The sequence below is a fragment of the Nocardia xishanensis NBRC 101358 genome, from assembly GCF_001613365.1.
In the GTDB taxonomy this organism is placed as follows: Bacteria; Actinomycetota; Actinomycetes; order Mycobacteriales; family Mycobacteriaceae; genus Nocardia; species Nocardia xishanensis.
Genome location: NZ_BDCF01000050.1, coordinates 1 through 21,149, shown reverse-complemented (window position 1 = coordinate 21,149; position 21,149 = coordinate 1). Strand labels below are relative to the sequence as shown.

The window sequence follows — 21,149 nt, the reverse complement described above, 5'->3', positions numbered from 1 at the left end:
GAGACCGCGATCAGCCCTCGATCAGGGCAGCGTCTGCGGCACCAGATCGGGCGCGAAAGCGCCGACGAGCAGGCCTACGAGCGCACCGACCACCGCACCGTTGATCGCGCCGATGATGCCGCACGGCACCGCCAAGACGAGGAAGCCGGCCATGCACGACACCGCGCTCATCGCACCCGAACCCGTCGCGCCGACCACCGCCCCTGCGGCCGCGCCGTTGGCCAGCGGATCGGAGTTCGTCGCCGCCGGATCCGTCGCGATCCACTCGAGCGGAAGGCCAGAGCCGGCCGCGCCGATCTGCACCGGCTCGGCGACCTGCCGAACGATCGGCGCGGGCGCCTGCGCGGGAGCCGCCTGCGCGGGGGCGGCGATCCCGACGAACGCCGCGGCGACCGCCAACGGCAGCGCACCCGCGATCAGCTTGCGACATGCGCTCTCGAAGGTCCTACGAATCATGATGGTTCTCGCCTCTCACCGATTGTCGAATCTGCGTGCGGTACGTGCCCCTCCCCTGTTTTCACGCCGAAAGGTCGGCCAGTCATCGCCTTCGCGCCCGATTCACGATCGGGCGTCGCGGCTCAGAACACGAATTGCTGCCCATAACCCGTCGTCTGCGCGATGCCGTTGCGGGCGTCGGCGCGAACGGTGATGAACGGCATGGCCGATGCCGGGGTCAGGCATCCGTTGACGTTCAGCGCGGTGTTGGAGTGCCCGAAGGTGAAGGGGAACGACGAATCCTCGTCCAGCTCCGACTCGGCGATCACCGCCGCGGTCACGCTGCCAGGGTTGATGGATACGGTGATCTCGCCACCGATTTCGCCGTTGACGCCGAAGTTGACCTCTCCTCCGCCGATAGCGATGCCGAGATCCCCGCCGAAATTGACGTCGACCTGATCGCTGACATTGACGCCGAACGGAACACTCAGACTCAGCCCGAAAGTTCCGGGCGTGACATCGACATGGCCGCCGACGGCGGCCGCGACACTGATGTCGATGCCATCGGAGATGTCCACCGCGCAGCCGACCAGATATCCGGCGATGAGCTTCCCCCTGCGCAGCGTCGAGGCTCCATCGAGGGAGACCGAGAAGTTCCCGGATACTTTGGCCGAGTGCGAGAACGGGACTCCCAATGCGAGATCACCGGTGGACTTGACAAAGTTGGCATCTACCGATGCGACCAGGTGCATCCCGCCGGAGTCGACCTCTCCCGGCTCGGCGCGGGCCGCGCTCTGAACACCGACAGCGCCTGCGACGACCACCACCACTGCGATGATCGCGGCCAGGACAGGTGAATGCTTGCGGTTCATCACGCTCCAGTCGAATCTGATCGAAACGGAACTTTCACAAACGAACTCGCACGCCTACCGTCGTCGCAGATCCTCTTCGGCGGGTGCGGACGGGCATTCCATCGAGCGCTGTAGCCCAGCGTTGGTAACCGTACAGCAACGGCGAGTCACCGACGAAACCGGCACGCGGTCGCAGCAAGGAAATGGTGGAGGCGCCGAGCGCGCGGGCCTCGCCGACACAGTAGCGAACTCGAGCAAACCGGGAAACGCGGTCGCAGGATCGTTTTCGCCTATTCGGTGGTCCCGTACCGTCGCACCAGTTCCGCGCCCAGCCGCGCGAGGTGCTCGCACACCTCCGGCGGTCCGAGCACCTCGATCTCCGCGCCCCACCCGGCCAGCTGCTGGGCGATCATCCGCGGCGTCGGAGCGGTGATCCGGACCTGGACCCGGCCGTCGGCGACCGGGCCGTCCACCTCACAGTGCCTACCTTGCTGATCGCGCAGCACCGGAAGCAACGCGGGGGCGATCAGGGCGGTTGCCGACGTGGCCGCGCGGCGCCGCTCCATCGCGCCGACCACCTCGTCCCAGGCCGCCGACAGTGCGAAATCGTCTGGACGGCGGAAGGTTTCGTCGGTCAGCTGGGCATCGACGATCCGGTCCACCCGGAAGGTCCTGCTCCCCTTCTCGGTGCCCGCGATGAGATACCAGATGGCGTCCTTGTCGACCAGCCCCCACGGGTCGGCCACGCGCGTCGTCCGGTCGTCAGCCCGCTCGTACTCCAGCCGCACCCGTCGCCGCTGCACGACCGCCCGCTGCAACAGGTCGACGACGCCGGGCCGGTTCCGGTCGCGCTGACCCCAGCGCGCCGGATCGATGATCACCGCGTCGGCGGCCGCCTCGGCGTCGGCGCGGAAAGTCTGCGGCAGCGCCCGAACCAGTTTGCGCAGCGCGGATTTCACCTCCGGATTCGCGCTCGCCGACGCGCCGGCCAACAGGAACAGCGCCCTGGCTTCGGGTTCGGACAAACCGCTCAAATCCGTGCGCGCTCCGCCCACCAGCGTCCAGCCACCGCCGCGGCCCTGCTGCGGATACACCGGAATGCCCGCCGCGGAGAGCGCCTCCAAATCGCGCCGCGCCGTCGCCACGGAGACCTCCAGTTCCGCGGCGACCTCCGCGGCGGTCACCCTGCCTCGGGCCTGCATCAGCAACAACGTCGCTACCAGACGATCCGCTCGCATGCCGGAAATTCTGCCCCACAAAGTGCTCAATTGGTGAGCACTTTACGCGCGACGATGGTTCCACCAACGCGAACCGATCATCAAGGAGCACCGACATGCTGCGCGGAATGGCCACCGTCACCTACTACGCCGACGATCTCGAGGCCGCCAAGGACTGGTACGCCGAATTCCTCGGCGTCGCGCCCTACTACCAGGTGCCGAACGGGTACTACGAGTTCCGCATCGGTGACTACCAGCACGAGCTCGGCATCGTGAACCGCGCCTACGCGCCGCGCGGCGCGCGCAACGAGCCGGGCGGGGGCGGCGTCATGTTCTGGCACGTCGACGACCTCGCGGACACCTTTCAGCGGCTGCTCGATCTCGGCGCCACCGAGTACGAACCGATCACCCCGCGCGGCAACGGCGAAGGTTTCGTCACCGCCGCGGTGGTCGACCCGTTCGGCAATGTCCTCGGGATCATGTCCAACCCGCACTACCTGGAGGTCGTCGGCAAGACCGGCGGCGTGTAGGTCAGCGGCCGAACCAGCGCTCCAGCACCGTGGCGACACCGTCCGCGTAGACGTCGCCGGTCACCTCGTCGGCCAAACCGCGGACGTCGTCGGGCGCGTTGGCCATGGCCACCGAATAGCCTGCCCAGCGCAGCATTTCGCGGTCGTTGTAACCGTCGCCGATGGCCAGGGTCGCGGCGCGGGGAACGCCGAGCGACTGACGCAGACGCTCCAGCGCCCAGCCCTTGGTTACTCCGCGGCGCGACACCGTCAGCCACGGGCCGAATTCGCCGTGCACCCAGCTGGCGCCCGGCACGGCGAAGGTCCGCAACAGCGTGAGCATCTCGTTCAGCGAGCCGTCCGGCCACCAGCCGTTGAGGCGCGGCGTCGGCTCGCTGCTCAGCGCTCCGTGATCGACGAGAAGGTAGTCGCCGATGGAGAATTCGCCGGGGCTGTCGCCCGTCGCCCAGGTGCCGACGCCGACCTTCTCCACCGCGAAGATCATCTCCGGGAAGAGGGCGCGCAGCGCGGCGACCGCGGGCGCCGGGTCGAACGCCTGCACCGCCACGGGCACGCCCCTGGCCACGTCGATGTGCACAGCGCCGTTGGAACACAGCGCGTGTCCCTCGACGAGCCCGAGTTCCGCGAGCACCGGACGCGTCGTCAGCAGCGTTCGCCCGGTCGTCACCACTACGTGCGCCCCGGCCGCGACGGCCGCCGCCACCGCGGCGGCGACCCGCGCACTGATCGGCGATCCCGTCTCGAGCAGCGTGCCGTCCACATCCAAAGCGATCAGCCGCGGCCCTCCCCCAAGCGCTTTCACCAATTCATTGTGCCCCGCGGCTCGATGACTCGTCTTCGATTCAGCGCCGGGCGCCACCCATTCCGCCGCCACCCCCACCGACCTTGCCGGCACCGCCCATACCTCCACCGCCCATGCCGCCGGAGCCGCCCGCGCCACCGCCACCGCCGAACTTCGAGTCCGACCTGCCGCCGCCGGAAGTCGCACCGCCGGGGGAGGTTCCGCCGGATCGGCCGGGCGAGGATGCTCCGCCGCCGGTGGACGCGCCCCCACCTGAAGAGGCTCCACCGCCGGTGGACGCACCACCGGACGACGCACCGCCGCCGGAAGACGTTCCACCATCGGAGGATTCGCCACCGGACGAAGCACCCCCATGCGAGGATGTACCGCCGCCGGAGGAATCGCCACCGCCCGAGGACCCGCCACCACCGGAGGACGCACCACCGCCCGACGTGCCACCCGACGACGCACCACCACCGGAAGACGCACCACCCCCCGACGCGGCACCACCGCCTGTCGAACCACCGTCCGTGCCTGGCGCGGACGCGTCGGAGCCATGCCCGCCCGCCCCTCCGGAACTCGTTCCCCCCGAAGACGTCCCACCGGCGCCGCCCGCAGCGCCCCCGCCCGCCGGATCTTCGGTCGTACCGCCAGAAGCAGCGCCGCCGTTGGACGTGTCGGTAGTTCCTCCTGGCGTGGCCGCTCCCCCGGAGTTCGAACCATCGGGAGCCGGTGATCCAGGAGAAGTCGGACTGCCCGGATCGGGTTGGGTGGTGCCGGGAGCCGAGGGATCCGGGGCAGGTTGAGTCTTGGGCCATGCAGGCAAGCCGGCGCCCGGGATCGCCGGGCGCTCCCACCCAGGCAGAGTCACCCGCGGCGTACGCTGGCTGAAAGGCAGAGGATTGACGAAGTGGGCCGGATTGGCGTATTGCGGTCCCGCGTATCGGCCATTGCCGCAGCAGACTCGCGGATCACTGTGCGGCCCCGGGCGGGCCCCGCCGACCGATGGACCGAACGTGATGCTGCGCGCGGTGGACGAGACGACGCGGTTGTAGCCGTTCCCGTCGGAGAAGGCGTACTGCGCCGCCGTCGCGGGGATGCCCTGGCGGACGGCGCGGTCGAAGACGGTGTCGCCGTTGGGTTCGTACAGCAGCGTGTCGGCGGGGACCGGTGCGGCGGCGGCCGGGAATCGGTCGGGCACCGGGAGCGATCCCGATCCGTCGGAGCCGCCGAAGACCGTGGCGGCCGACATCGCCAGCGCCGAAGCGACTGCGGCACTGGAGAACACGGCGACGCGCGGGGCGTGCCGCTCCCCGGTGCTCGCGGGCGCGAAGGTCCTGGCCGCGAACCGCGCCGCGCCCACGGCCACGATGTGACCGGGATCGGCCGAAACCACCACCGGACGGCCGAGTTCGGCCAGCGCGCCCGACACTTCGGCGGGCCGGGAGGCGCCGCCGACGAGCAGGACACGACCGATGTCGCCGAAGCTGAGCCCGGTGGAGCGCAGGCAGCCGCGCACCACGTCGAAGGAGTCCCTGATGTGCTCGGCGCGCAGGCCGTCGACGTCGACGATGAAGGTCATCGACATGGTGGCCCCTGGCGCGCCGGGTCGCGCGTAGCGCGCGATCATGTCGCCGAGCGGACGACCGCCGAAATCGTAGGAGCGCTGCGGCTTTCCGACGATCGGATGGTCCTCCCAGTCCGGCCCGACGCGCACGACGGACACGTCGAGGCTGGCGGCGCCGAGGTCGTAGACGAGGACGAAGCCGGTTTCCAGCGGACCGTGTTCGTAGTCCAGCCATTCGGCGGCCGCTACCGGTTCTGGCACCAGCATGACGTGCCGCGCGCCGTTCAGGTCGAGCGCCTGGCGTAGTAGGGCGAGCTGTTTGTCGGTGTAAATCGCTGGATAGGTCGCCACCGCCCCCGCGCTCGGCTCGGCCGCCTCCAGCAAGCCGGTGACCATCGCGGCGACGAGGTTGGCCGGCGAGTACAACCGCCCACCTACCACCACCGATTCCGCGTCACGCGCCAGATCGGCGAAATCCGTGATGGCCGAGTTGAATTGGGGAATGCCGCCGATGCGGGCCACGCCCGCGGAGTCGAAGCTGAGAGCCGTGCGCTTGGTGCGCACCGTGGGTCGAATCAGACCATCGGTCACCGAAGCCGCTATGGAGTTCACTGAACCGATGCTGAAACCCAGACATGTAGTCATTCGCTATCCCGTCAACGCACCGTGACCACGTCCAGCACACAGTCGAGCCATGTGGCCGCGGTCGTCTTCCAAACAGCCCCCACAGGTTAGCTGTCCGCGAACTCCCCGGATGCCGAATTGATATGAAACGTTTGACTTCCGGCAATGATCTATCGAATGCCCAGGTAAACGATGCCGCACCAAAGGTTCAGCCCCCTCGACACACCGTAGAACAGCTGTCGCGGGCAGATTCCGCTATCACGCAGCGATCACACGTCGTAATCGCCTACGGCCGAAACGGATTGTCGTTCGCCCCCCGAAAAGCCGAACGGCACACACCGACCGGTCGGTAACCGATACTTAGCCGGTAATAGTCCTTCGACCACTCGGGCGTGTCGGCAGCCGATAGATGACACATCAAATGCCGAGTCCGATTACCGCCAGCGATGCCGTCCCGCGCTCGGTTGACTGATTACGGCGGCACCGACCGCCGCAACGAAAGAGCAAGCACGGGAAGGAAAGTGGACTCGAATGTCGACACGGTTCGCGGAACAGGTCGCGGTCATCACCGGCGCCACGTCGGGCATCGGCAAGGCGGTGGCGCTGCGACTGGCCGCCGAGGGCGCGGCGGTGGTGCTCGGCGCGCGCGGCAAGGACGCCGGTGATCAGGTCGCCGAGGAGATTCGCGCGGCGGGTGGCCGAGCGCTGTTCGTCCCGACAGATGTGACGGTGGAGGCCGATGTGGCCCGGCTGACCGAGACCGCGGTCAGCGAATTCGGCCGTCTGGACGTGGCGTTCAACAACGCGGGCGCGGTACGGGCGTTCGGACCGGTGGCCGAGATCGACGAGGCGGGCTGGCGCGCAGATCTCGAACTCAACCTCACGGCCGTGTTCTACGGCCTGCGTCACCAGGTGCCCGCGATGGTCGCGACGGGCGGCGGCGCGATCCTGAACAACGCGTCGAACCTGGGCGTGGTCGGCATGGGCTCGGTCGCACCGTATGTGGCCGCCAAGCATGGCGTCGTCGGGCTGACCAAGGCCGTCGCGCTGGAATCCGCCGATCAGGGCGTGCGGGTCAACGCGCTGGTGTCGGGCGCGGTGGACACGCCCGCGTTCCGCGACTCGATGGGCGCGACGCCCGAGGGCGAGGCGGCCATCGCGGCGCTGCATCCGCTCGGCCGGATCGCCGCGCCGGACGAGATCGCCTCGTTCTGCGCCTATCTGCTGAGCCGCGAGGCGAGCTTCGTCACCGGCGCGGCCCTCGCGATCGACGGCGGATTCACCGCGCGCTGACCGTCCAGCGCCGAACGCCACGAGGATCCGGATCGTCGTGGCGTTCGGCGGTCGGTGGCTCGGCAGACCTCATCGCGACCGAGCCCTCGGGTGCGCCCGCTTCAGACCCGGGCGAGCAGCCTGCGCAGCGGCTTCACCAACGGCGCCGCCGCCGCGCCGCCCGCGACGACCTCGGGCCTGCGGCCGTGCACCAGACGATCGAAATCGGCCGCGCCGCACGCGGGTTCGGGCAAACGGCCCGCGTTGTAGTCGTCGGCCAGCTGTCGCACTGTCTCCTGCGCGCAGGACTTGTTGGTGCCGATGAAGCCGGTCGGGCCCCGCTTGATCCAGCCGGTGACGTAGACGCCGGGCAGCACGGCGCCGCCCGCTTCACCGAGCACCCTGCCATCCGCGTTCGGGATGACGCCCGCCTGCTCGTCGAAGGGCAGACCCCGCAGCGGCACACCGCGATAGCCGACCGAGGTGAGCACGAGCCCGGCCTCGATCCGCTCGGTCTCGCCGGTGGCGACGGCCTTGGTGCGTCCGTCGGACTCGGAGACGAGCTCGTTGCGGGCGATCTCGAGGCCGGTCACGCGGTCGTCGCCGAGCACGGCGGTCGGCGCGGCCAGGTAGCGGAAGACGATCCGCTTGCGCTCGCCGGACGGGCGCTCGGCGACCCGGTGCAGCAGGCGCAGCTTCTGCTCGATCCGGTACGGCAGGTCGGCGGTGATCTCGGGCAGCTCGCCCTCGACCGCGATGTCCACGTCGGAGCCGAGCAGACCCACGAATTCGGGCACGGTGAAGGCGGATTCGGCCGGACCGCGACGGCCGAGCACGACCACCTCTTCGATCTTGCTCTCGCGCAACGCCTTCAGCGCGTACGGCGCGATGTCGGTGCCGGCGAGGGTGGCCGGATCGCTCGCCAGGATGCGCGCCACGTCCAGCGCGACATTGCCGTTGCCGATGATCACCGCCCGCCGCTGCGACAGATCGAACTGCGCGTCCGCGTGGTCGGGATGCCCGTTGTACCAGGCCACGAAGTCGGTGGCCGAGACATTGCCCGGCAGACCCTCACCGGGGATGCCGAGCTTGCGGTCCGAGGACGCGCCGACGGCGTAGATCACCGCGTGGAAGTGGTCCAGCAGCTCCTCGTGCGAAACATGCGAGCCGACCTCGACGTTCAGGTACGAACCGAAGCCGGGCTGCGCCGATATCACGTCGAACAGCTCGCTGACCTGCCTGGTCTTGGCGTGGTCCGGCGCGACGCCGTGCCTGGCGAGACCGTAGGGCACCGGCAGCCGGTCGAACACGGTGACCGAGACGTTCGGCTGGGTCAGCAGCTCGTCGGCGGCGTACATCGCCGACGGACCGGAGCCGACGATCGCCACCCGCAGCGGCGCCCGCTCGGCGCGAATCTCCGCCGCTGGCACCGGCCGGGCCAGCAGCGGACGCGGCCGGGACCGACGGTAGAAGTCGGCGTTGATCTCGATGAAGGGCTTCTGCTCCTCGGTCAGCCGCTTCGACGAAGTGATGGCGTCGACGGGGCAGGCCGTGGCGCACGCGCCGCAGTCGACGCAGGCCTTCGGATCGACGTACAGCATCTCCGCCGTGCGGAAGTCCGGCTCGTCCGGCGTGGGATGGATGCAGTTGACCGGGCAGGCGTACACGCAAGAGGCGTCGCTGCAACAGGATTGGGTGACGACGTAGGGCATGGTCGACCGCCGCTCAGCTCGCGTGCACGACGCGCAGCGGCTCCGAGCGGTAGCGGCTCATCGGGCCGTCGATGCCGAGCAGCTTCCACACCCGCTTGGAGACCGGATTGATCAGGCCGAGTTCCTTGGCGAGAGCCCGCACGTCGACGAAGTAGTCGGCGAAGACCTGCTTGGCCTCCTTGGAGCCGTAGAACAGCTCCTTGCGCACCTTCGCCGGGATGCCGAACTCCTGGAAGAACTTCTTCGGCGGGGTCGCGATGGAACGGCCGAGGATCCACATGACGATCGGCATCGCGATGGACAGCACGAACCGGTTGGCGGCGCTCTGCTCGGGCACGTGGTTCTTCAGGAACTCGTGCGCGAAGGAGATGTGGCGGGCCTCCTCGGCGACGTGGATCGCCATGACGCCGAGCATGATCGGGTGGACCTCTTCGCCGGAGCGCAGGATGTCCTTCTGGATGTGGTCGATCGGTTCCTCGCCCGCGAGCACGGCCATGAAGAACAGGTTCGGGAACTTGGCGGCGACCGGCGCGGCCAGGTACTTGAACTTGCTCACCAGCGGACCCATGCCTGGCACGTCGAGGCCGATCCGGTTCACCATCTCCTGGAACATCAGGGTGTGGTTGTGCTCCTCGATCATCTCGTGGGAGCAGTAGCGGAACTCGGGCGAGCCGTTGGGCAGGCCGAAGTTGTGAATCACCATGCCGCTGATGAGGATCGACTCGAACTGCAGGCCGACCTTGGCGACGTTGGCCTGGCGGTACTTGCCGAGCGCAATCTGCTTGTCCTTGGGCAGGGCCAGGTACCAGGGGTGGCGGCCGAGCGGGTCGGCCGACTGCGGCAGGATCCAGCGCTCCTCGCCCGCGTCGGCGGCGTAGTCCGGGTTGTCCCAGTCGATGTCCTCGAACGGGTCGAAGTGCTTGTTCACCGAACCTTCGGACAGCAGCAGCAGCTTGGCGGCGTATTTCTGCGCCTGCTCGAGATCGGGATCGATAGCGTGCTTCTCGGCTGTCGACATCGTCGTCACTGCCTTCCTCGGGGGCCGTCTTATCTGTACCCCATAGTTACACTTACGCTCGGTGACGTCAACTCGCCAACGCGGCGGCGACGGTCCGAGCTCGTGCCGCGCACGCAAGCGCCCGCAAACGAGTCGGCGGCGGCCGGGCGTATTCACCCGACCGCCGCCGTTGTGACCAGGGTCAGAACAGTCCGAACTGTGTCGATCCCGCGACCGCGCCGTCTGCGGTCAGCGCGAAAGCGAGCACGACACCGCACGTGGACGCGGCCGATGTCGCCCTGGTCAGCTTGCGCCGCACCATCCACGCAACCACTCGGCGACCACCGTGCCAACCACCGGACAGCCGGTTGTCCGCACCCCGCCGCTCACCGTGCCACTGCCGATTCGATCACCGGCGCGGCCTGCGACCTGCTCGATCGCCCCTGAGACACGCGAGTACGTACGCGGCACCGCACGGCGTGTCGGGGGCTGACGATCGCCGGTCCGTGTTTGCCGGCGAGAAGGGGGCTGACGAAAGCTGACGGCGCCACACCTGCCGCTGGCCGTGTCAGCAATGCTCCAGCAGCCCATTCGACCACACGCTCCGCAGCAACTACAGCCGCTGTGAACCGTGTGAAACCTCTGCGAGGGCCGACTCAGCTCGCGGGGAGCTCCGGGATCCGGGTCGCGCGGACGTACACCGTCTCGCCTTCGGAGAGCCGCAGCGCCTCGGCGTCACCGCGGGTGACCTGGGCGGCGAAGTGGTCGCCGGTGGCGGCGTTGCGCAGTTCCACGCGCACCTCGAAGCCGAGATGCACGACCCGCTCCACCGTGGCGCGGGTGACGCCCGCCGATTCCGCGGTGCCCTCGTCGGCGGCGAGCGCCATGCTCGCATCGCGGCCGACGCGAATGTCGTGCGGGCGCACCAGATGTCCGTTCAGCCGCGCGACATCGCCGAGGAAGGACATGACGAATTCGTTGGACGGCCGGTCGTAGACGTCCTCGGGGGTGCCGATCTGTTCGATCCGCCCCTTGTTCATCACCGCGATGCGGTCGGCGACGTCGAGCGCCTCCTCCTGGTCGTGGGTCACCAGCACGGTGGTCACGTGGACCTCCTCGTGCAGGCGGCGCAGCCAGGTGCGCAGATCGGCACGGACCTTGGCGTCCAGCGCGCCGAACGGCTCGTCGAGCAGCAGCACCTGCGGATCCACCGCGAGCGCGCGGGCCAGTGCCATGCGCTGGCGCTGGCCACCGGACAGCTGGGCCGGGTAGCGGTGCTGGAAGCCGTCCAAGCCGACGATGCCGAGCAGCTCGTCGACCCGCTTCGCGATCTCGTTCTTGGGCCGCTTGCGGATCTTCAGGCCGAAGGCCACGTTGTCACGCACGGTCATGTGCTTGAACGCGGCGTAGTGCTGGAACACGAAGCCGATGTCGCGCTTCTGCGGCGGCACGCTCGTCACGTCGTTGCCCGCGATGGTGACGACGCCGGAGTCCAGCGACTCCAGCCCGGCGATCGACCGCAGCAGCGTCGACTTGCCGGAACCGGAGGGACCGAGCAACGCGGTCAGCTCGCCGGACGGGATGTCGATGGTGACATCGTCGAGCGCGGCGAAGGTGCCGTAGTTCTTCCTTGCGTTGGTCACGGTGATCATTTGGCGCCCCGCTTGCGTTCGAGAAGAGTCATGAGAAGGAGAGTCACGAGGGCGATGCCCATCAGCAGGGTCGCGGCACAGTAGGCGCCGAAGCTGTTGTGGTCGTTGATGTAGCGGCCGTGCACCAGCAGCGTCAGCGTGAGCGACCGACCTGGCAGCGCCGAGGACACCATGATCACCGCGCCGAACTCGCCGAGCGCACGCGCGACGGTGAGCACGACGCCGTAGGTCAGGCCCCAGCGGATCGCGGGCAGGGTGATCTGCCAGAACGTCTGCCACCGCGACGCGCCGAGGGTGGCCGCGGCCTGCTCCTGGTCGTCGCCGATCTCGTGCAGCACCGGCTCCACCTCGCGGACCACGAACGGCAGCGTGACGAAAATGGTGGCGATCACCATGCCGGGCAGGTTGAAGATCACCTTCACGCCCGCGTTCTCCAGACCGCCGAACCAGCCGCCCGCGCCCCAGAGCAGGATCAGCGACACACCGACGACCACCGGCGAGACAGCGAACGGCAGATCGACGATGCCCTGCACCAGATTGCGGCCGGGGAAGCGGCCGCGCACCAGCGCGATGGCCGTCACCACGCCGAAGACGACGTTCACCGGCACCACGATCGCCACGATGAGCAGCGACAGCTGGAACGCCGAGATGGCCGCGGGCGTGGTGATCGAGTCGATGAACGCGCCGATGCCGTTCTCGAACGTGCGCCACAGGATGATGATCAGCGGAAGAAGCAACAGCACGAAAAGGTAGCCAAGTGCCACCGTCCGCAGCGAAATGCGGGTCAGGGCGGACGGTTTCATCGGCTCGCCTGCTCCTTACGCGCGCTGCGGTCCGCGAGCAGACGCAGCACGAGCAGCGTCACGAACGAGATCGCCAGCAGCGCCACCGATACGGCCGCCGCGTTGACCGGCCGATCGATCTCGATCTGTTTCTGGATGTATTGCGAGGCCATCTCCGTTTTGCGCGGGATGGCGCCGCCGATCAGCACGACCGAACCGTATTCGCCGATCGCGCGGGCGAAGGCGAGACCACCGCCGCTGATGATCGCGGGCGCCAGCGTCGGCAGCACGATCCGGCGGAAGGTGGTCCAGTTGTCCGCGCCCAGTGAGAGCGCGGCCTGCTCGACCTCGCGGTCGGCCTCGATGAGCACCGGCTGCACCGAGCGCACCACGAACGGCAGCGTGACGAAGGCCAGTGCCACCACCAGACCGGGCTGGGTGGCGTTGAGATGGATGTCGATCGGACTCTGCGGGCCGTAGAGCGACAGCAGCACGATGCTGGCGACGATGGTGGGTAGCGCGAACGGCAGGTCGATCAGCGCGTTGACGATCCCCTTGCCGGGGAACTCGTCGCGTACCAGCACCCAGGCGATGAGGGTGCCCATCACCACATTGACCAGCGCGACGATCACCGAAACGAAGACCGTGATGCGCAGCGAGTCGAGCGCGGCCGGTGCGGTGATCGCCTCCCAGAAGCCGGACCAGCCGTCGTCGAAGGAGGTCACGGTCAGCGCGGCCAGCGGCAGCAGCACGATGATGCTCAGCCACAGCACCGTGGTCGCGATGCCGAGCGGGCCCACCGAGCCACTGACCCGCAGCCACGCCCACGGCGAGCGCCGCGGGCGCGCTGTTTCCTTGGTCACGCCGAGACCGGGGGCGGCCCCGGTCTCGGCGGTACTGCTGTCAGTCACAATCGTCCAGTATCTCGTGTGCTGTGGGTCACCCGGCTACTTGGTGGCGTTGTCGTAGATGACGGCGACGCTGCCGGTGTTCGGGGCGAACAACTCCTTGTCCACGACCTTCCAGCCGCCGAGGTCGGTGATCGTCCACAGCTTCTGCGGGGTCGGGAAGTCCTTGGCGAAGTCGGTGGCGACCTTCGGGTCGACCGGACGGAAACCGGCCTCGGCCCAGGCCTTCTGACCGGCCGGGGTGAACAGGAAGTCGCGGAAGGCGACGGCCTTCTCCGGGTTCTTGCTGTTCTTCAGCACCGCGACCGGGTTCTCGATCTTGAAGGTGGTCGGCGGGATGATGTGCTCGATCGGGTCGCCCTTGCGTTCGGAGAAGATGGCCTCGTTCTCGTAGCTCAGCAGCACGTCACCGGTGCCCTGCAGGAAGGTCTCGGTGGCTTCGCGGCCCGACTTGGGCTGCACCTTGATGTGCTCCTTGGAAACCAGCTGGCTCAGGTAGTCCAGGCCCGCCTGCGGGTTCTTGCCGCCGTCGGACTTCGCCGCGTACGGGGCGAGCAGGTTCCACTTGGCCGAGCCGGAGCTGAACGGGTTGGGCGTGACCACCTCGACGCCCGGCTTCAGCAGGTCGTCCCAGTCCTTGATGCCCTTGGGGTTACCCTTGCGGACCACGATCGCGACGACCGAGCCGAACGGAATTCCCTTGTTGGCGTCGGCATTCCAGTTCGCGTCGACCAGGCCCGCGTCGACCAGGCGGGTGATGTCGGGCTCCACGGAGAAGTTCACGACGTCGGCCTCGGCGCCGTCCTTGACCTTGCGGGACTGGTCACCGGAGGCGCCGTAGGACGGCTGGATCTGCACGCCCTTGCCGGTCTCGGTCTTGTTGAACTCGGGAACGACCTTGTCGAATCCGGGCTTGGGAACAGCGTAGGCGTACAGGTTCAGGGTGCCGCCGCTGCCGTCGGCCCCACCTCCGCCCACGGTGTCGCTGGCTCCGCCGCCGCAGGCGGTGAGCACGACCGCCGCTACCGCGGTGAGCGCGGCGGCGGCATAGCGTCGGCGCGAGGCGAGCCAAGTGTTGCGAGACATCGTCGGGTGGGACCTTTCCTGCGGACCATCACACGGCTCGAAATCGACCGTGGCGGTGTGGTATTCGTGTCGATCGGGTAGACCTGCCGCCGAATGACGCGGCAGTGGCGCGACTACCGGCCGAAAACGGCCAACGCGGGGGTCGGGGACGTCTGCGAAAAAGTGCACGCCAGTCTACGGGGCAAGGACGCGCAGACGTGCCCGGTCACCGATCAACGACAGAGAATGTCCGCGACCGCGAGGTTGCCGACAGCGATCAACGCCAATTCATGGCGGACCTGCGGGACGGCACTCGAAGACACGGGCAGACTGTAGCAGAGCACGGCTCACGAGTTCGAATCGAAGAGTTCCTGAACAAGGGGGGTTTCATCCCATGACGATCAGTCCGGATCGGGTCCGCACGCGTTTGCCCGGCATCAGCACTCGCGCGTGGGAACATCCCGCCGACCGCACCGCCCTGGTGGCGCTGCGCTCGCTGACCGGATTCGACACGGTGTTGCGCACGCTCTCCGGTTTGCTGCAAGAACGCCAGCACCGGCTGCTCTACCTGGCGACAGCCGTCCGCGTCGACGAACGCCAGTTCCGCACGCTGCACGACTTGCGCGCGGACTGCGTCGACATCCTCGACGCGCCGATCACCCCGGAGATGTTCGTGCTGCAGAGCCCGCACGTTAACGCCTTCACCATCGGCATGGACCGGCCGTTCATCGTGCTGACCACCGCACTGGTCGACCTGATGGACACCGAGGAGCTGCGGTTCGTGGTCGGCCACGAGCTCGGGCACGCGCTGTCCGGGCACGCGGTCTACCGCACGATGCTCATGCATCTGCTGCGGCTCACGGCGAGCGTCGGCTGGATGCCGGTCGGCGGCTGGGCGCTGCGCGCCATCGTGGCCGCGCTGATGGAGTGGAGCCGCAAGTCCGAGCTGTCGGGCGACCGGGCGGGACTGCTCTGCGGCCAGGACGTGGAGGCGTCGGTGCGGGTGCACATGAAGACCGCAGGCGGCGCGTGCGTGCACGAGATGAACCACGGCGCGTTCCTGGCCCAGGCGGACGACTACCAGCGCGCGGGCGATCTGCGCGACGGCGTCCTCAAGCTGCTGAATCTGGAGTTGCAGTCGCACCCGTTCTCGGTGTTGCGCGCCGCCGAACTGCGGCGCTGGATCGAGAGCGGCGACTACAACCGGGTGCTCGCGGGCGACTATCCGCGCCGCGCGCACGACAAGAACACCAGCATCGGCGAGGAGATCAAGGAGGCGGCGCGCACCTACCGGCAGAACTTCGACCAGTCGGAGGACCCGCTGGTCCGCACCGTGCGCAACCTCGGCCGCGACGTGGGCGCGACGATCGGCACCGTCGGCCAAGAGGTCGGCGAGACCATCTCCACGCTCGGCAAGCGGCTCTCCGACTGGCGCAACGGCGACGGAGCTAACTGAGCCCGCATACCGTGCACGCCTCGCGGGTCTCGGAGGACCTGCGAGGCGTCGCAAGCCCGCGCCGGCGGTTCAGCGGGTGAGGAACCAGGCGATGACGACGAGGACGAGCAGGGCGAGCAGGGCCAGCTGGACCCGGGAGCGTGGCATCAACGTGCTCCGGTCTGAACGGGGCTGCGGCCTGCCGTGCGGTCCTCGATCAGGACCGGGGACGGCTCGGCGAGGATCGCGGCGTCGGCGACGGTGAGTTCGGCGGCGCGGTCGCGGCCGAGCAGCTGCAGCGCGGAACGCAGCGCGCGGTCGAGCAGGTACGCGATGGCGAAGCTCACCGGAACCATGCCGACGAGCACAACGAGGAACTGCGGGATGAACGGCAACCCCGCGACCCACAGCTCGAAACCGTCCCACCAACCTGCAACGCGATGCACGTACACCAGCCTACTGGCCCAACCTGAGCAACCGACCGGCGCATTCGGTGGACGGCGGGCATGGACGGCACACATTATGGGGTATGGCGTCAACGGATGATCTGACAATTCGACAGCCCGACGATCTGCCCGTGCTCAGCGCGCTAACCCAATCGAGGCATCGCGGCGCCCATCCCCCCATCGACGACTACGCCTTCCTGTCCGACTGCGAGACCAGCTGCCTGATCTCGAGCCACGGCGCTGTCGAGTGGATGTGTGTGCCGCGGCCGGACTCCCCCAGCGTTTTCGGCGCGATGCTGGATCGCAGCGCCGGGCATTTCCGGATCGGCCCGTACGGCGTCAACGTGCCCGCCGCGCGCCGCTACCTGCCCGGCGGCATGATCCTGGAGACCACCTGGCAGACCGACACCGGCTGGCTCATCGTGCGCGACGCGCTGGTGCTCGGGCCGTGGCACAACAACGTCCAGCGCAGCAAGACCCATCGGCGCACCCCGATGGACTGGGACGCCGAGCACATGCTGTTGCGCACCGTGAAATGCGTGAACGGCACGGTAGAGCTGGAGATGAGCTGCGAACCGGCCTTCGACTACCACCGCTCCACCGCGCGCTGGGAGTACACGGGCAAGGTCTACGAGGAGGCCACCGCGGTGTGCAGCACCGATCCCAGCGCGGGCCCGACCCTGGTACTCACCACCGATCTGCGCCTCGGGCTCGAAGGGCGCGAGGCCAGGGCGCGCACCAGGATGCGCGAGGGCGACCAGATCTTCGTCGCGCTCACCTGGTCGGATCTGCCCGCGCCCAAGACATTCGAGGACGCCGCGGAGAAGATGTGGATGACCACCGAGTGCTGGCGGCAGTGGATCACCCTCGGCAAGTTCCCGGATCACCCGTGGCGCAACTACTTACAGCGCAGCGCGTTGACGCTCAAGGGCCTGACCTATGCGCCGACCGGCGCGCTGATGGCGGCGGCCACCACATCGCTGCCGGAAACACCTGGTGGCGAACGCAATTGGGACTACCGCTTCAGCTGGGTGCGCGACTCCAGTTTCGCCCTGTGGGGCCTGTACACCCTGGGACTCGACCGCGAGGCCGACGACTTCTTCTGCTTCCTCAACGACGCGACCACCGGCGACAACGGCGAACCCGTTCCGCTGCAAGTGCTCTACGGCATAGGCGGAGAACGCGATCTGGTCGAGAGCGAGCTGGAGCACCTGAAGGGCTACGACGGCGCCCAGCCCGTGCGCATCGGCAACGGCGCCTACAACCAGAACCAGCACGACATCTGGGGCACCATGCTCGACGCGGTGTACTTGCACGTGAAGTCGCGCCAGCAGGTTCCCGAGACGCTCTGGCCGCTGCTGGAGCGGCAGGTGAACGCCGCCATCACGCACTGGCGCGAGCCAGACCGCGGCATCTGGGAGGTGCGCGGCGAACCGCAGCACTTCACCTCGTCGAAGGTGATGTGCTGGGTCGCGCTGGATCGCGGCGCCAAACTGGCCGAACTGCACGGCCAGTTCCAGCGCGCCTCCGAGTGGTACACGATCGCCGAGGAGATCAGGGACGACGTCCTCGACAACGGGGTGTCCAGCGAGGGCGTCTTCACCCAGGTCTACGGCGGGGACACCCTGGACGCCTCGCTGCTGCTAGTGGTGCTGACCCGTTTCCTGCCGCCCGACGACCACCGGGTGCGCGCCACCGTGCTCGCCATCGCCGACCGGCTCACCGAGAACGGGCTCGTCCTTCGCTACCGCACCGAGACCACCGACGATGGACTCACCGGTGAGGAGGGCACCTTCACCATCTGCTCGTTCTGGCTGGTCTCCGCGCTGGTCGAGATCGGCGAACTCCAGCGGGCGAGGCACCTATGCGAGCGCCTGCTCGGCTTCGCCAGCCCGCTGCGGCTCTACGCGGAGGAAATCGACCCGCGCAGCGGACGGCATTTGGGCAACTACCCGCAGGCGTTCACCCATCTGGCGCTGATCAACGCGGTCACCCACGTGATCAGGGCCGAGGCGCAGCGCGAGGCCGGTCAGTTCCAGCCCGCGCACTCCCCGCCGATCAGTCCTGTCTGAGGCATCCCCGCCGGTTACGCGGCGAGTGAGTCGGCGTGGTCGCGGACGGCCCGCAGCTTGCCCAGGTTGGCGTCGAGTTCGGCGATGCGGTCCTCGCGCCGGTCGCCGTACTTGCCGTAGGCGTCCTCCGCGACGCGCAGCGCCTCGTCGGTGGTGCGTAGCGCGTCGGTGGCGATGTCGGTGAAGTGATCCCGCAGCGTCCGCTGCATGGCGCGCAACCGGTTTCGAGATTCCTTGCTCACCTGGAAGATCACGTCGTCCATCAGCCTGGCCACCGCCACCTTGGCCTCGGCGCGCCGGCGCAGCTGCCGGTTCTTGCGGTCGTCCCAGATCGCGTTGACGCCGAGCAACACGCCCGCGCCCGCCGAATACCAGTTGACCAGCGACATGCCGAGCAGGCTGGTGGCGAGACCGACCATCAGGATGCCGCCGTAAGAACCCCGGAGACCCGACAGAACCTGTTGGGTCACACTGGCTTTCGCGCTCTCCAGCGACTCCATCGGCGCCACCGCCTCCAGCACCTCGCCCGGATTGCTCAGCCGCAGATCGGGCAGCGGCGGAGTCCGGTTGTCGGCGGGGAACTTCGCGGCCACCTGGTCGCACAGCTCGACCGCGCGGTAGTGCGCCATGACGAAGTTCTCCTCGACGGCTTCGCAGATGCGGGCGTCCAGGTCGGCGCCGAAGTCCTTCCAGCCGCGCGCCGGATCGGTCTGGGCGATCTCCGCCTCGGCGTCGCGCACCAGGCTGCGCAGCCGGTGGCGCAGGTCGTGCTCGATATCGGCCATCAGTTCGGCCGCGCCGTCGGCCAGGGTGACCTGCCAGTTGGCAGTGCGCTGACGGAGCTGATCGGCCTCCTCGCGGGCCGCGAGCAGCTGCTGGGTGATCTGGGCGCGGCGGCGCGGATCGCGCAGCGCCTCGGCCTCGGTGTACAGGGTGACCGCGAGATGGTCGGCCACCAAACGGATGTCGCGCAGGGCCGCGTCGCGGGCCACCGCGTCGGCGCGCGCCACCACGTAGTCGCGCAGGTGATCGACCAGCTGCGGCACCCCGGACTCGATATCGCGCTGGTAGTTGCCCGCCTGCCGGTGCAGCAGCGCCGAGACCGGCGCCACCGCGAACCCGAGACCGGCCGCGTCCAGCAGATCGCGGTTGCGCTGCTGCACGTGCGACCAGTGCGGATAGATGTCGATCTTGTTGAGCACGCAGACGACCGTCGGACAGAGCTGCTGCACCCGTTGTAGGTACTCCAACTGGGCGGGGGTCAGCTCGGCCGAGGCCTCGGCCACGTAGAGCACCGCGTCGGCGGCGGCGATCATCGACCACCGGGTGTGCTCGTCGCCCGCGCCCGGCGCGTCCATCAAGACGATGCCGTCGGCGAGCAGCGAGCTCGGCTCGGTGAACTCGGCGCGGATCACGCCGTGCGCGGCAAGGGCCGGACCCGGATTCAGCGGATCCACCGGCTGGCGCTCGGTGCGACCGGGGCCGGTCGACTTGACCAGCGTGGCGCTCGACTCCGGGCCGTACTCCACGATGACCGGTGCGCTCAGCGCGGAGTCGGTGGCGCTCACCTGCGCTCCGACCAGGCTGTTCACCAGCGTGCTCATGCCGTTCTTCGGGTCGCCGACGACGACCAGACGGACCCTGGGATCACCGACCCTGGCACGGACCATGCTCAGCCGACCGCCGAGATCGTCGCGGCCCGCGGATCTGGCCATCTCCCGCAGTTCGTCCAGTACCCGGATGAGCGGCGCCATCGCGTCCGGATGTTTCACCGTCGCGGCCTCCAGCCCGGCTGCGGCAGACAAGCCTCCTCCTAACTTCTCGTGTTCGCGCTCGACCGTGCGACGGGCGTGCTCCCCCGGTCGATCCGGGTCAGACCAGCGTCATATCCGGTCCGGCGACAGCATGGTGCGTCTCGGTCATGAGGGTGGCCCCCGGCAGCAGCCCCGCGTCCAGTCCGACGTGGTCGATCGGCATCGCCGCGACCGTGTGGTGGTAGCTCCCGTGATCCAGCTCGTCGCTGATCGGGCGGGTCTTCGGCGGTTCGACCACGACCGGCGGCTTGGCCGGTACGACCGGGGTCGGCACGACCGGAGCGACGGTCGGTACCGATGCGGTCGGCACGTCGATGTCGACCGAAGGCACAGTAGGCGCCTGCGTCGGGATGTCGTGCGTCGGGGGTTGGCTCGGCACCGAGACCGTGGGGACCTCGGGCGTCGTCTGGCCGCCGGTCGGGTACGTGGTGTCGACGCCGGAACCGGGGCGCGTGGTGCCGCCGGTGTCGGTTCCGGTGTGGCCGCCCGTGGTTCCCGTGCTGCCGCCCGTGGTTCCGGTGGTGCCGCCCGTGGTTCCGGTGGTGCCGCCGCCCGGGATGGTGACGTCGTCGTCCGGGGTGGACGGCCGCGGCGTGACGGTCACGCCGGGCGTCTTGGTGGTCACGTCCGTGCCAGCGCCGGGCGTAGGCACGACCGGCGGCTTGGTGACGCCCGGTTCCAAAGTCGGCAGCGTGCCGGTGTCCGGCTTGGTCGGCGTCGGAACATTCGGGGTCGGCACCGTTTTGGTGATCGTGGTCGGCACGCCGGGCGCGGTGGTCCCGGGGTAGATGTCGGTGGGCTTCGGGGTGTCGGTCACCGACGTCGGGCCGGGGGTCGGCCGCGCGGGCGGGTCGAACAGCGCGGGAGCCACGGCCGCGGGAGCCGTCAGCGGGGACGGGCCCGTCGGCGTGCCGATGACGTTCGCGATGGGCGTGGTCGCGGCCTCCGGCTGGATGGTGGTCTGCAACGGGGTGGCCACCACCGGCGCC

19 protein-coding genes and 1 pseudogene are annotated in these 21,149 nt (G+C 68.8%); 4 read left to right on the top strand and 16 right to left on the bottom strand.

The window, feature by feature from the left end:
* Positions 1 to 21: 21 nt before the first annotated feature.
* From NX1_RS28490 to NX1_RS28480, 3 genes are all read right to left on the bottom strand, one after another.
* Positions 22 to 456, bottom strand: coding sequence for a hypothetical protein (locus NX1_RS28490; RefSeq protein WP_068065928.1), 435 nt, complete (start codon positions 454 to 456; stop codon positions 22 to 24).
* 122 nt (positions 457 to 578) lie between these two features.
* Entirely contained in the window at positions 579 to 1,307 is a 729-nt protein-coding gene (locus NX1_RS28485) for an MspA family porin (RefSeq protein WP_068065925.1), read from the bottom strand.
* 269 nt (positions 1,308 to 1,576) lie between these two features.
* Positions 1,577 to 2,524, bottom strand: coding sequence for a helix-turn-helix transcriptional regulator (locus NX1_RS28480; RefSeq protein WP_068065922.1), 948 nt, complete (start codon positions 2,522 to 2,524; stop codon positions 1,577 to 1,579).
* Between the two features lie 95 nt (positions 2,525 to 2,619).
* Between NX1_RS28480 and NX1_RS28475 the strand changes: the two genes are divergently transcribed.
* Positions 2,620 to 3,033, top strand: a complete 414-nt coding sequence (locus NX1_RS28475; protein WP_068065919.1) for a VOC family protein — start codon at positions 2,620 to 2,622, stop codon at positions 3,031 to 3,033.
* 1 nt (position 3,034) lies between these two features.
* On the opposite strand, the gene NX1_RS28470 is transcribed toward NX1_RS28475, so the two are convergent.
* Both NX1_RS28470 and NX1_RS38470 read right to left on the bottom strand, forming a co-directional pair.
* Positions 3,035 to 3,835, bottom strand: a complete 801-nt coding sequence (locus tag NX1_RS28470) for an HAD family hydrolase (protein ID WP_068066032.1) — start codon at positions 3,833 to 3,835, stop codon at positions 3,035 to 3,037.
* A gap of 40 nt (positions 3,836 to 3,875) precedes the next feature.
* On the bottom strand, positions 3,876 to 5,993 hold the full coding sequence (locus NX1_RS38470; RefSeq protein WP_169812304.1) for an Hsp70 family protein: 2,118 nt from the start codon (positions 5,991 to 5,993) through the stop codon (positions 3,876 to 3,878).
* Positions 5,994 to 6,536: 543 nt separating this feature from the next.
* Between NX1_RS38470 and NX1_RS28460 the strand changes: the two genes are divergently transcribed.
* Positions 6,537 to 7,298 (top strand): SDR family NAD(P)-dependent oxidoreductase, encoded by a 762-nt coding sequence (locus NX1_RS28460; RefSeq protein WP_068065913.1) that lies wholly within the window; start codon positions 6,537 to 6,539, stop codon positions 7,296 to 7,298.
* Between the two features lie 101 nt (positions 7,299 to 7,399).
* On the opposite strand, the gene NX1_RS28455 is transcribed toward NX1_RS28460, so the two are convergent.
* The 8 genes from NX1_RS28455 to NX1_RS38745 form a co-directional block, all read right to left on the bottom strand.
* On the bottom strand, positions 7,400 to 8,989 hold the full coding sequence (locus NX1_RS28455) for an FAD-dependent oxidoreductase (protein WP_068065909.1): 1,590 nt from the start codon (positions 8,987 to 8,989) through the stop codon (positions 7,400 to 7,402).
* 13 nt (positions 8,990 to 9,002) lie between these two features.
* Positions 9,003 to 10,016 (bottom strand): AurF N-oxygenase family protein, encoded by a 1,014-nt coding sequence (locus NX1_RS28450; RefSeq protein WP_373864925.1) that lies wholly within the window; start codon positions 10,014 to 10,016, stop codon positions 9,003 to 9,005.
* A 172-nt stretch (positions 10,017 to 10,188) separates the two neighbouring features.
* The gene (locus NX1_RS38465) at positions 10,189 to 10,320 is read right to left on the bottom strand and encodes a hypothetical protein (RefSeq protein ID WP_281217240.1); all 132 of its coding nucleotides are present in this window, start codon (positions 10,318 to 10,320) and stop codon (positions 10,189 to 10,191) included.
* Positions 10,321 to 10,642: 322 nt separating this feature from the next.
* Entirely contained in the window at positions 10,643 to 11,638 is a 996-nt protein-coding gene (locus NX1_RS28445; RefSeq protein WP_068065902.1) for a sulfate/molybdate ABC transporter ATP-binding protein, read from the bottom strand.
* Positions 11,635 to 12,441: a sulfate ABC transporter permease subunit CysW gene (gene cysW / locus NX1_RS28440; RefSeq protein WP_068065898.1), complete on the bottom strand. Its 807-nt coding sequence runs from the start codon at positions 12,439 to 12,441 to the stop codon at positions 11,635 to 11,637. Before cysW ends, NX1_RS28445 begins: the two co-directional genes overlap by 4 nt.
* Complete coding sequence (gene cysT / locus NX1_RS28435; RefSeq protein WP_068066029.1) at positions 12,438 to 13,283, bottom strand: sulfate ABC transporter permease subunit CysT; 846 nt, start codon at positions 13,281 to 13,283, stop codon at positions 12,438 to 12,440. Before cysT ends, cysW begins: the two co-directional genes overlap by 4 nt.
* 84 nt (positions 13,284 to 13,367) lie before the next feature.
* Positions 13,368 to 14,414 (bottom strand): sulfate ABC transporter substrate-binding protein, encoded by a 1,047-nt coding sequence (locus NX1_RS28430; RefSeq protein WP_068065895.1) that lies wholly within the window; start codon positions 14,412 to 14,414, stop codon positions 13,368 to 13,370.
* 212 nt (positions 14,415 to 14,626) lie between these two features.
* A complete protein-coding gene (locus NX1_RS38745) occupies positions 14,627 to 14,716 on the bottom strand; it encodes an Ms4533A family Cys-rich leader peptide (protein WP_309546086.1) in 90 nt (29 codons plus the stop codon).
* A 71-nt stretch (positions 14,717 to 14,787) separates the two neighbouring features.
* Between NX1_RS38745 and NX1_RS28425 the strand changes: the two genes are divergently transcribed.
* Positions 14,788 to 15,849 (top strand): M48 family metallopeptidase, encoded by a 1,062-nt coding sequence (locus NX1_RS28425; RefSeq protein ID WP_068065891.1) that lies wholly within the window; start codon positions 14,788 to 14,790, stop codon positions 15,847 to 15,849.
* Positions 15,850 to 15,995: 146 nt separating this feature from the next.
* Here the strand turns inward: NX1_RS28425 and NX1_RS28420 are convergent, their stop codons facing one another.
* A complete protein-coding gene (locus NX1_RS28420) occupies positions 15,996 to 16,274 on the bottom strand; it encodes a hypothetical protein (protein ID WP_084501826.1) in 279 nt (92 codons plus the stop codon).
* 83 nt (positions 16,275 to 16,357) lie between these two features.
* Here NX1_RS28420 and NX1_RS28415 point away from each other — a divergent pair, with 83 nt between their 5' ends.
* A complete protein-coding gene (locus tag NX1_RS28415; protein ID WP_084501822.1) occupies positions 16,358 to 18,346 on the top strand; it encodes a glycoside hydrolase family 15 protein in 1,989 nt (662 codons plus the stop codon).
* 14 nt (positions 18,347 to 18,360) lie between these two features.
* Here NX1_RS28415 and NX1_RS28410 read toward each other — a convergent pair whose 3' ends face one another.
* Complete coding sequence (locus tag NX1_RS28410; protein WP_068065886.1) at positions 18,361 to 20,151, bottom strand: dynamin family protein; 1,791 nt, start codon at positions 20,149 to 20,151, stop codon at positions 18,361 to 18,363.
* 67 nt (positions 20,152 to 20,218) lie between these two features.
* Positions 20,219 to 21,149: pseudogene (locus tag NX1_RS37050) on the bottom strand (hypothetical protein); the annotation flags it as partial.

Coding starts and splice junctions, on each gene's coding strand:
- NX1_RS28490 (WP_068065928.1), bottom strand. CDS start 456: ATGATTCGTAGGACCTTCGAGAGCGCATGTCGCAAGCTGATCGCGGGT.
- NX1_RS28480 (WP_068065922.1), bottom strand. CDS start 2,524: ATGCGAGCGGATCGTCTGGTAGCGACGTTGTTGCTGATGCAGGCCCGA.
- NX1_RS28430 (WP_068065895.1), bottom strand. CDS start 14,414: ATGTCTCGCAACACTTGGCTCGCCTCGCGCCGACGCTATGCCGCCGCC.
- NX1_RS28455 (WP_068065909.1), bottom strand. CDS start 8,989: ATGCCCTACGTCGTCACCCAATCCTGTTGCAGCGACGCCTCTTGCGTG.
- NX1_RS28475 (WP_068065919.1), top strand. CDS start 2,620: ATGCTGCGCGGAATGGCCACCGTCACCTACTACGCCGACGATCTCGAG.
- NX1_RS28415 (WP_084501822.1), top strand. CDS start 16,358: ATGGCGTCAACGGATGATCTGACAATTCGACAGCCCGACGATCTGCCC.
- NX1_RS28460 (WP_068065913.1), top strand. CDS start 6,537: ATGTCGACACGGTTCGCGGAACAGGTCGCGGTCATCACCGGCGCCACG.
- NX1_RS28445 (WP_068065902.1), bottom strand. CDS start 11,638: ATGATCACCGTGACCAACGCAAGGAAGAACTACGGCACCTTCGCCGCG.
- NX1_RS28425 (WP_068065891.1), top strand. CDS start 14,788: ATGACGATCAGTCCGGATCGGGTCCGCACGCGTTTGCCCGGCATCAGC.
- cysW (WP_068065898.1), bottom strand. CDS start 12,441: ATGAAACCGTCCGCCCTGACCCGCATTTCGCTGCGGACGGTGGCACTT.
- NX1_RS28485 (WP_068065925.1), bottom strand. CDS start 1,307: ATGAACCGCAAGCATTCACCTGTCCTGGCCGCGATCATCGCAGTGGTG.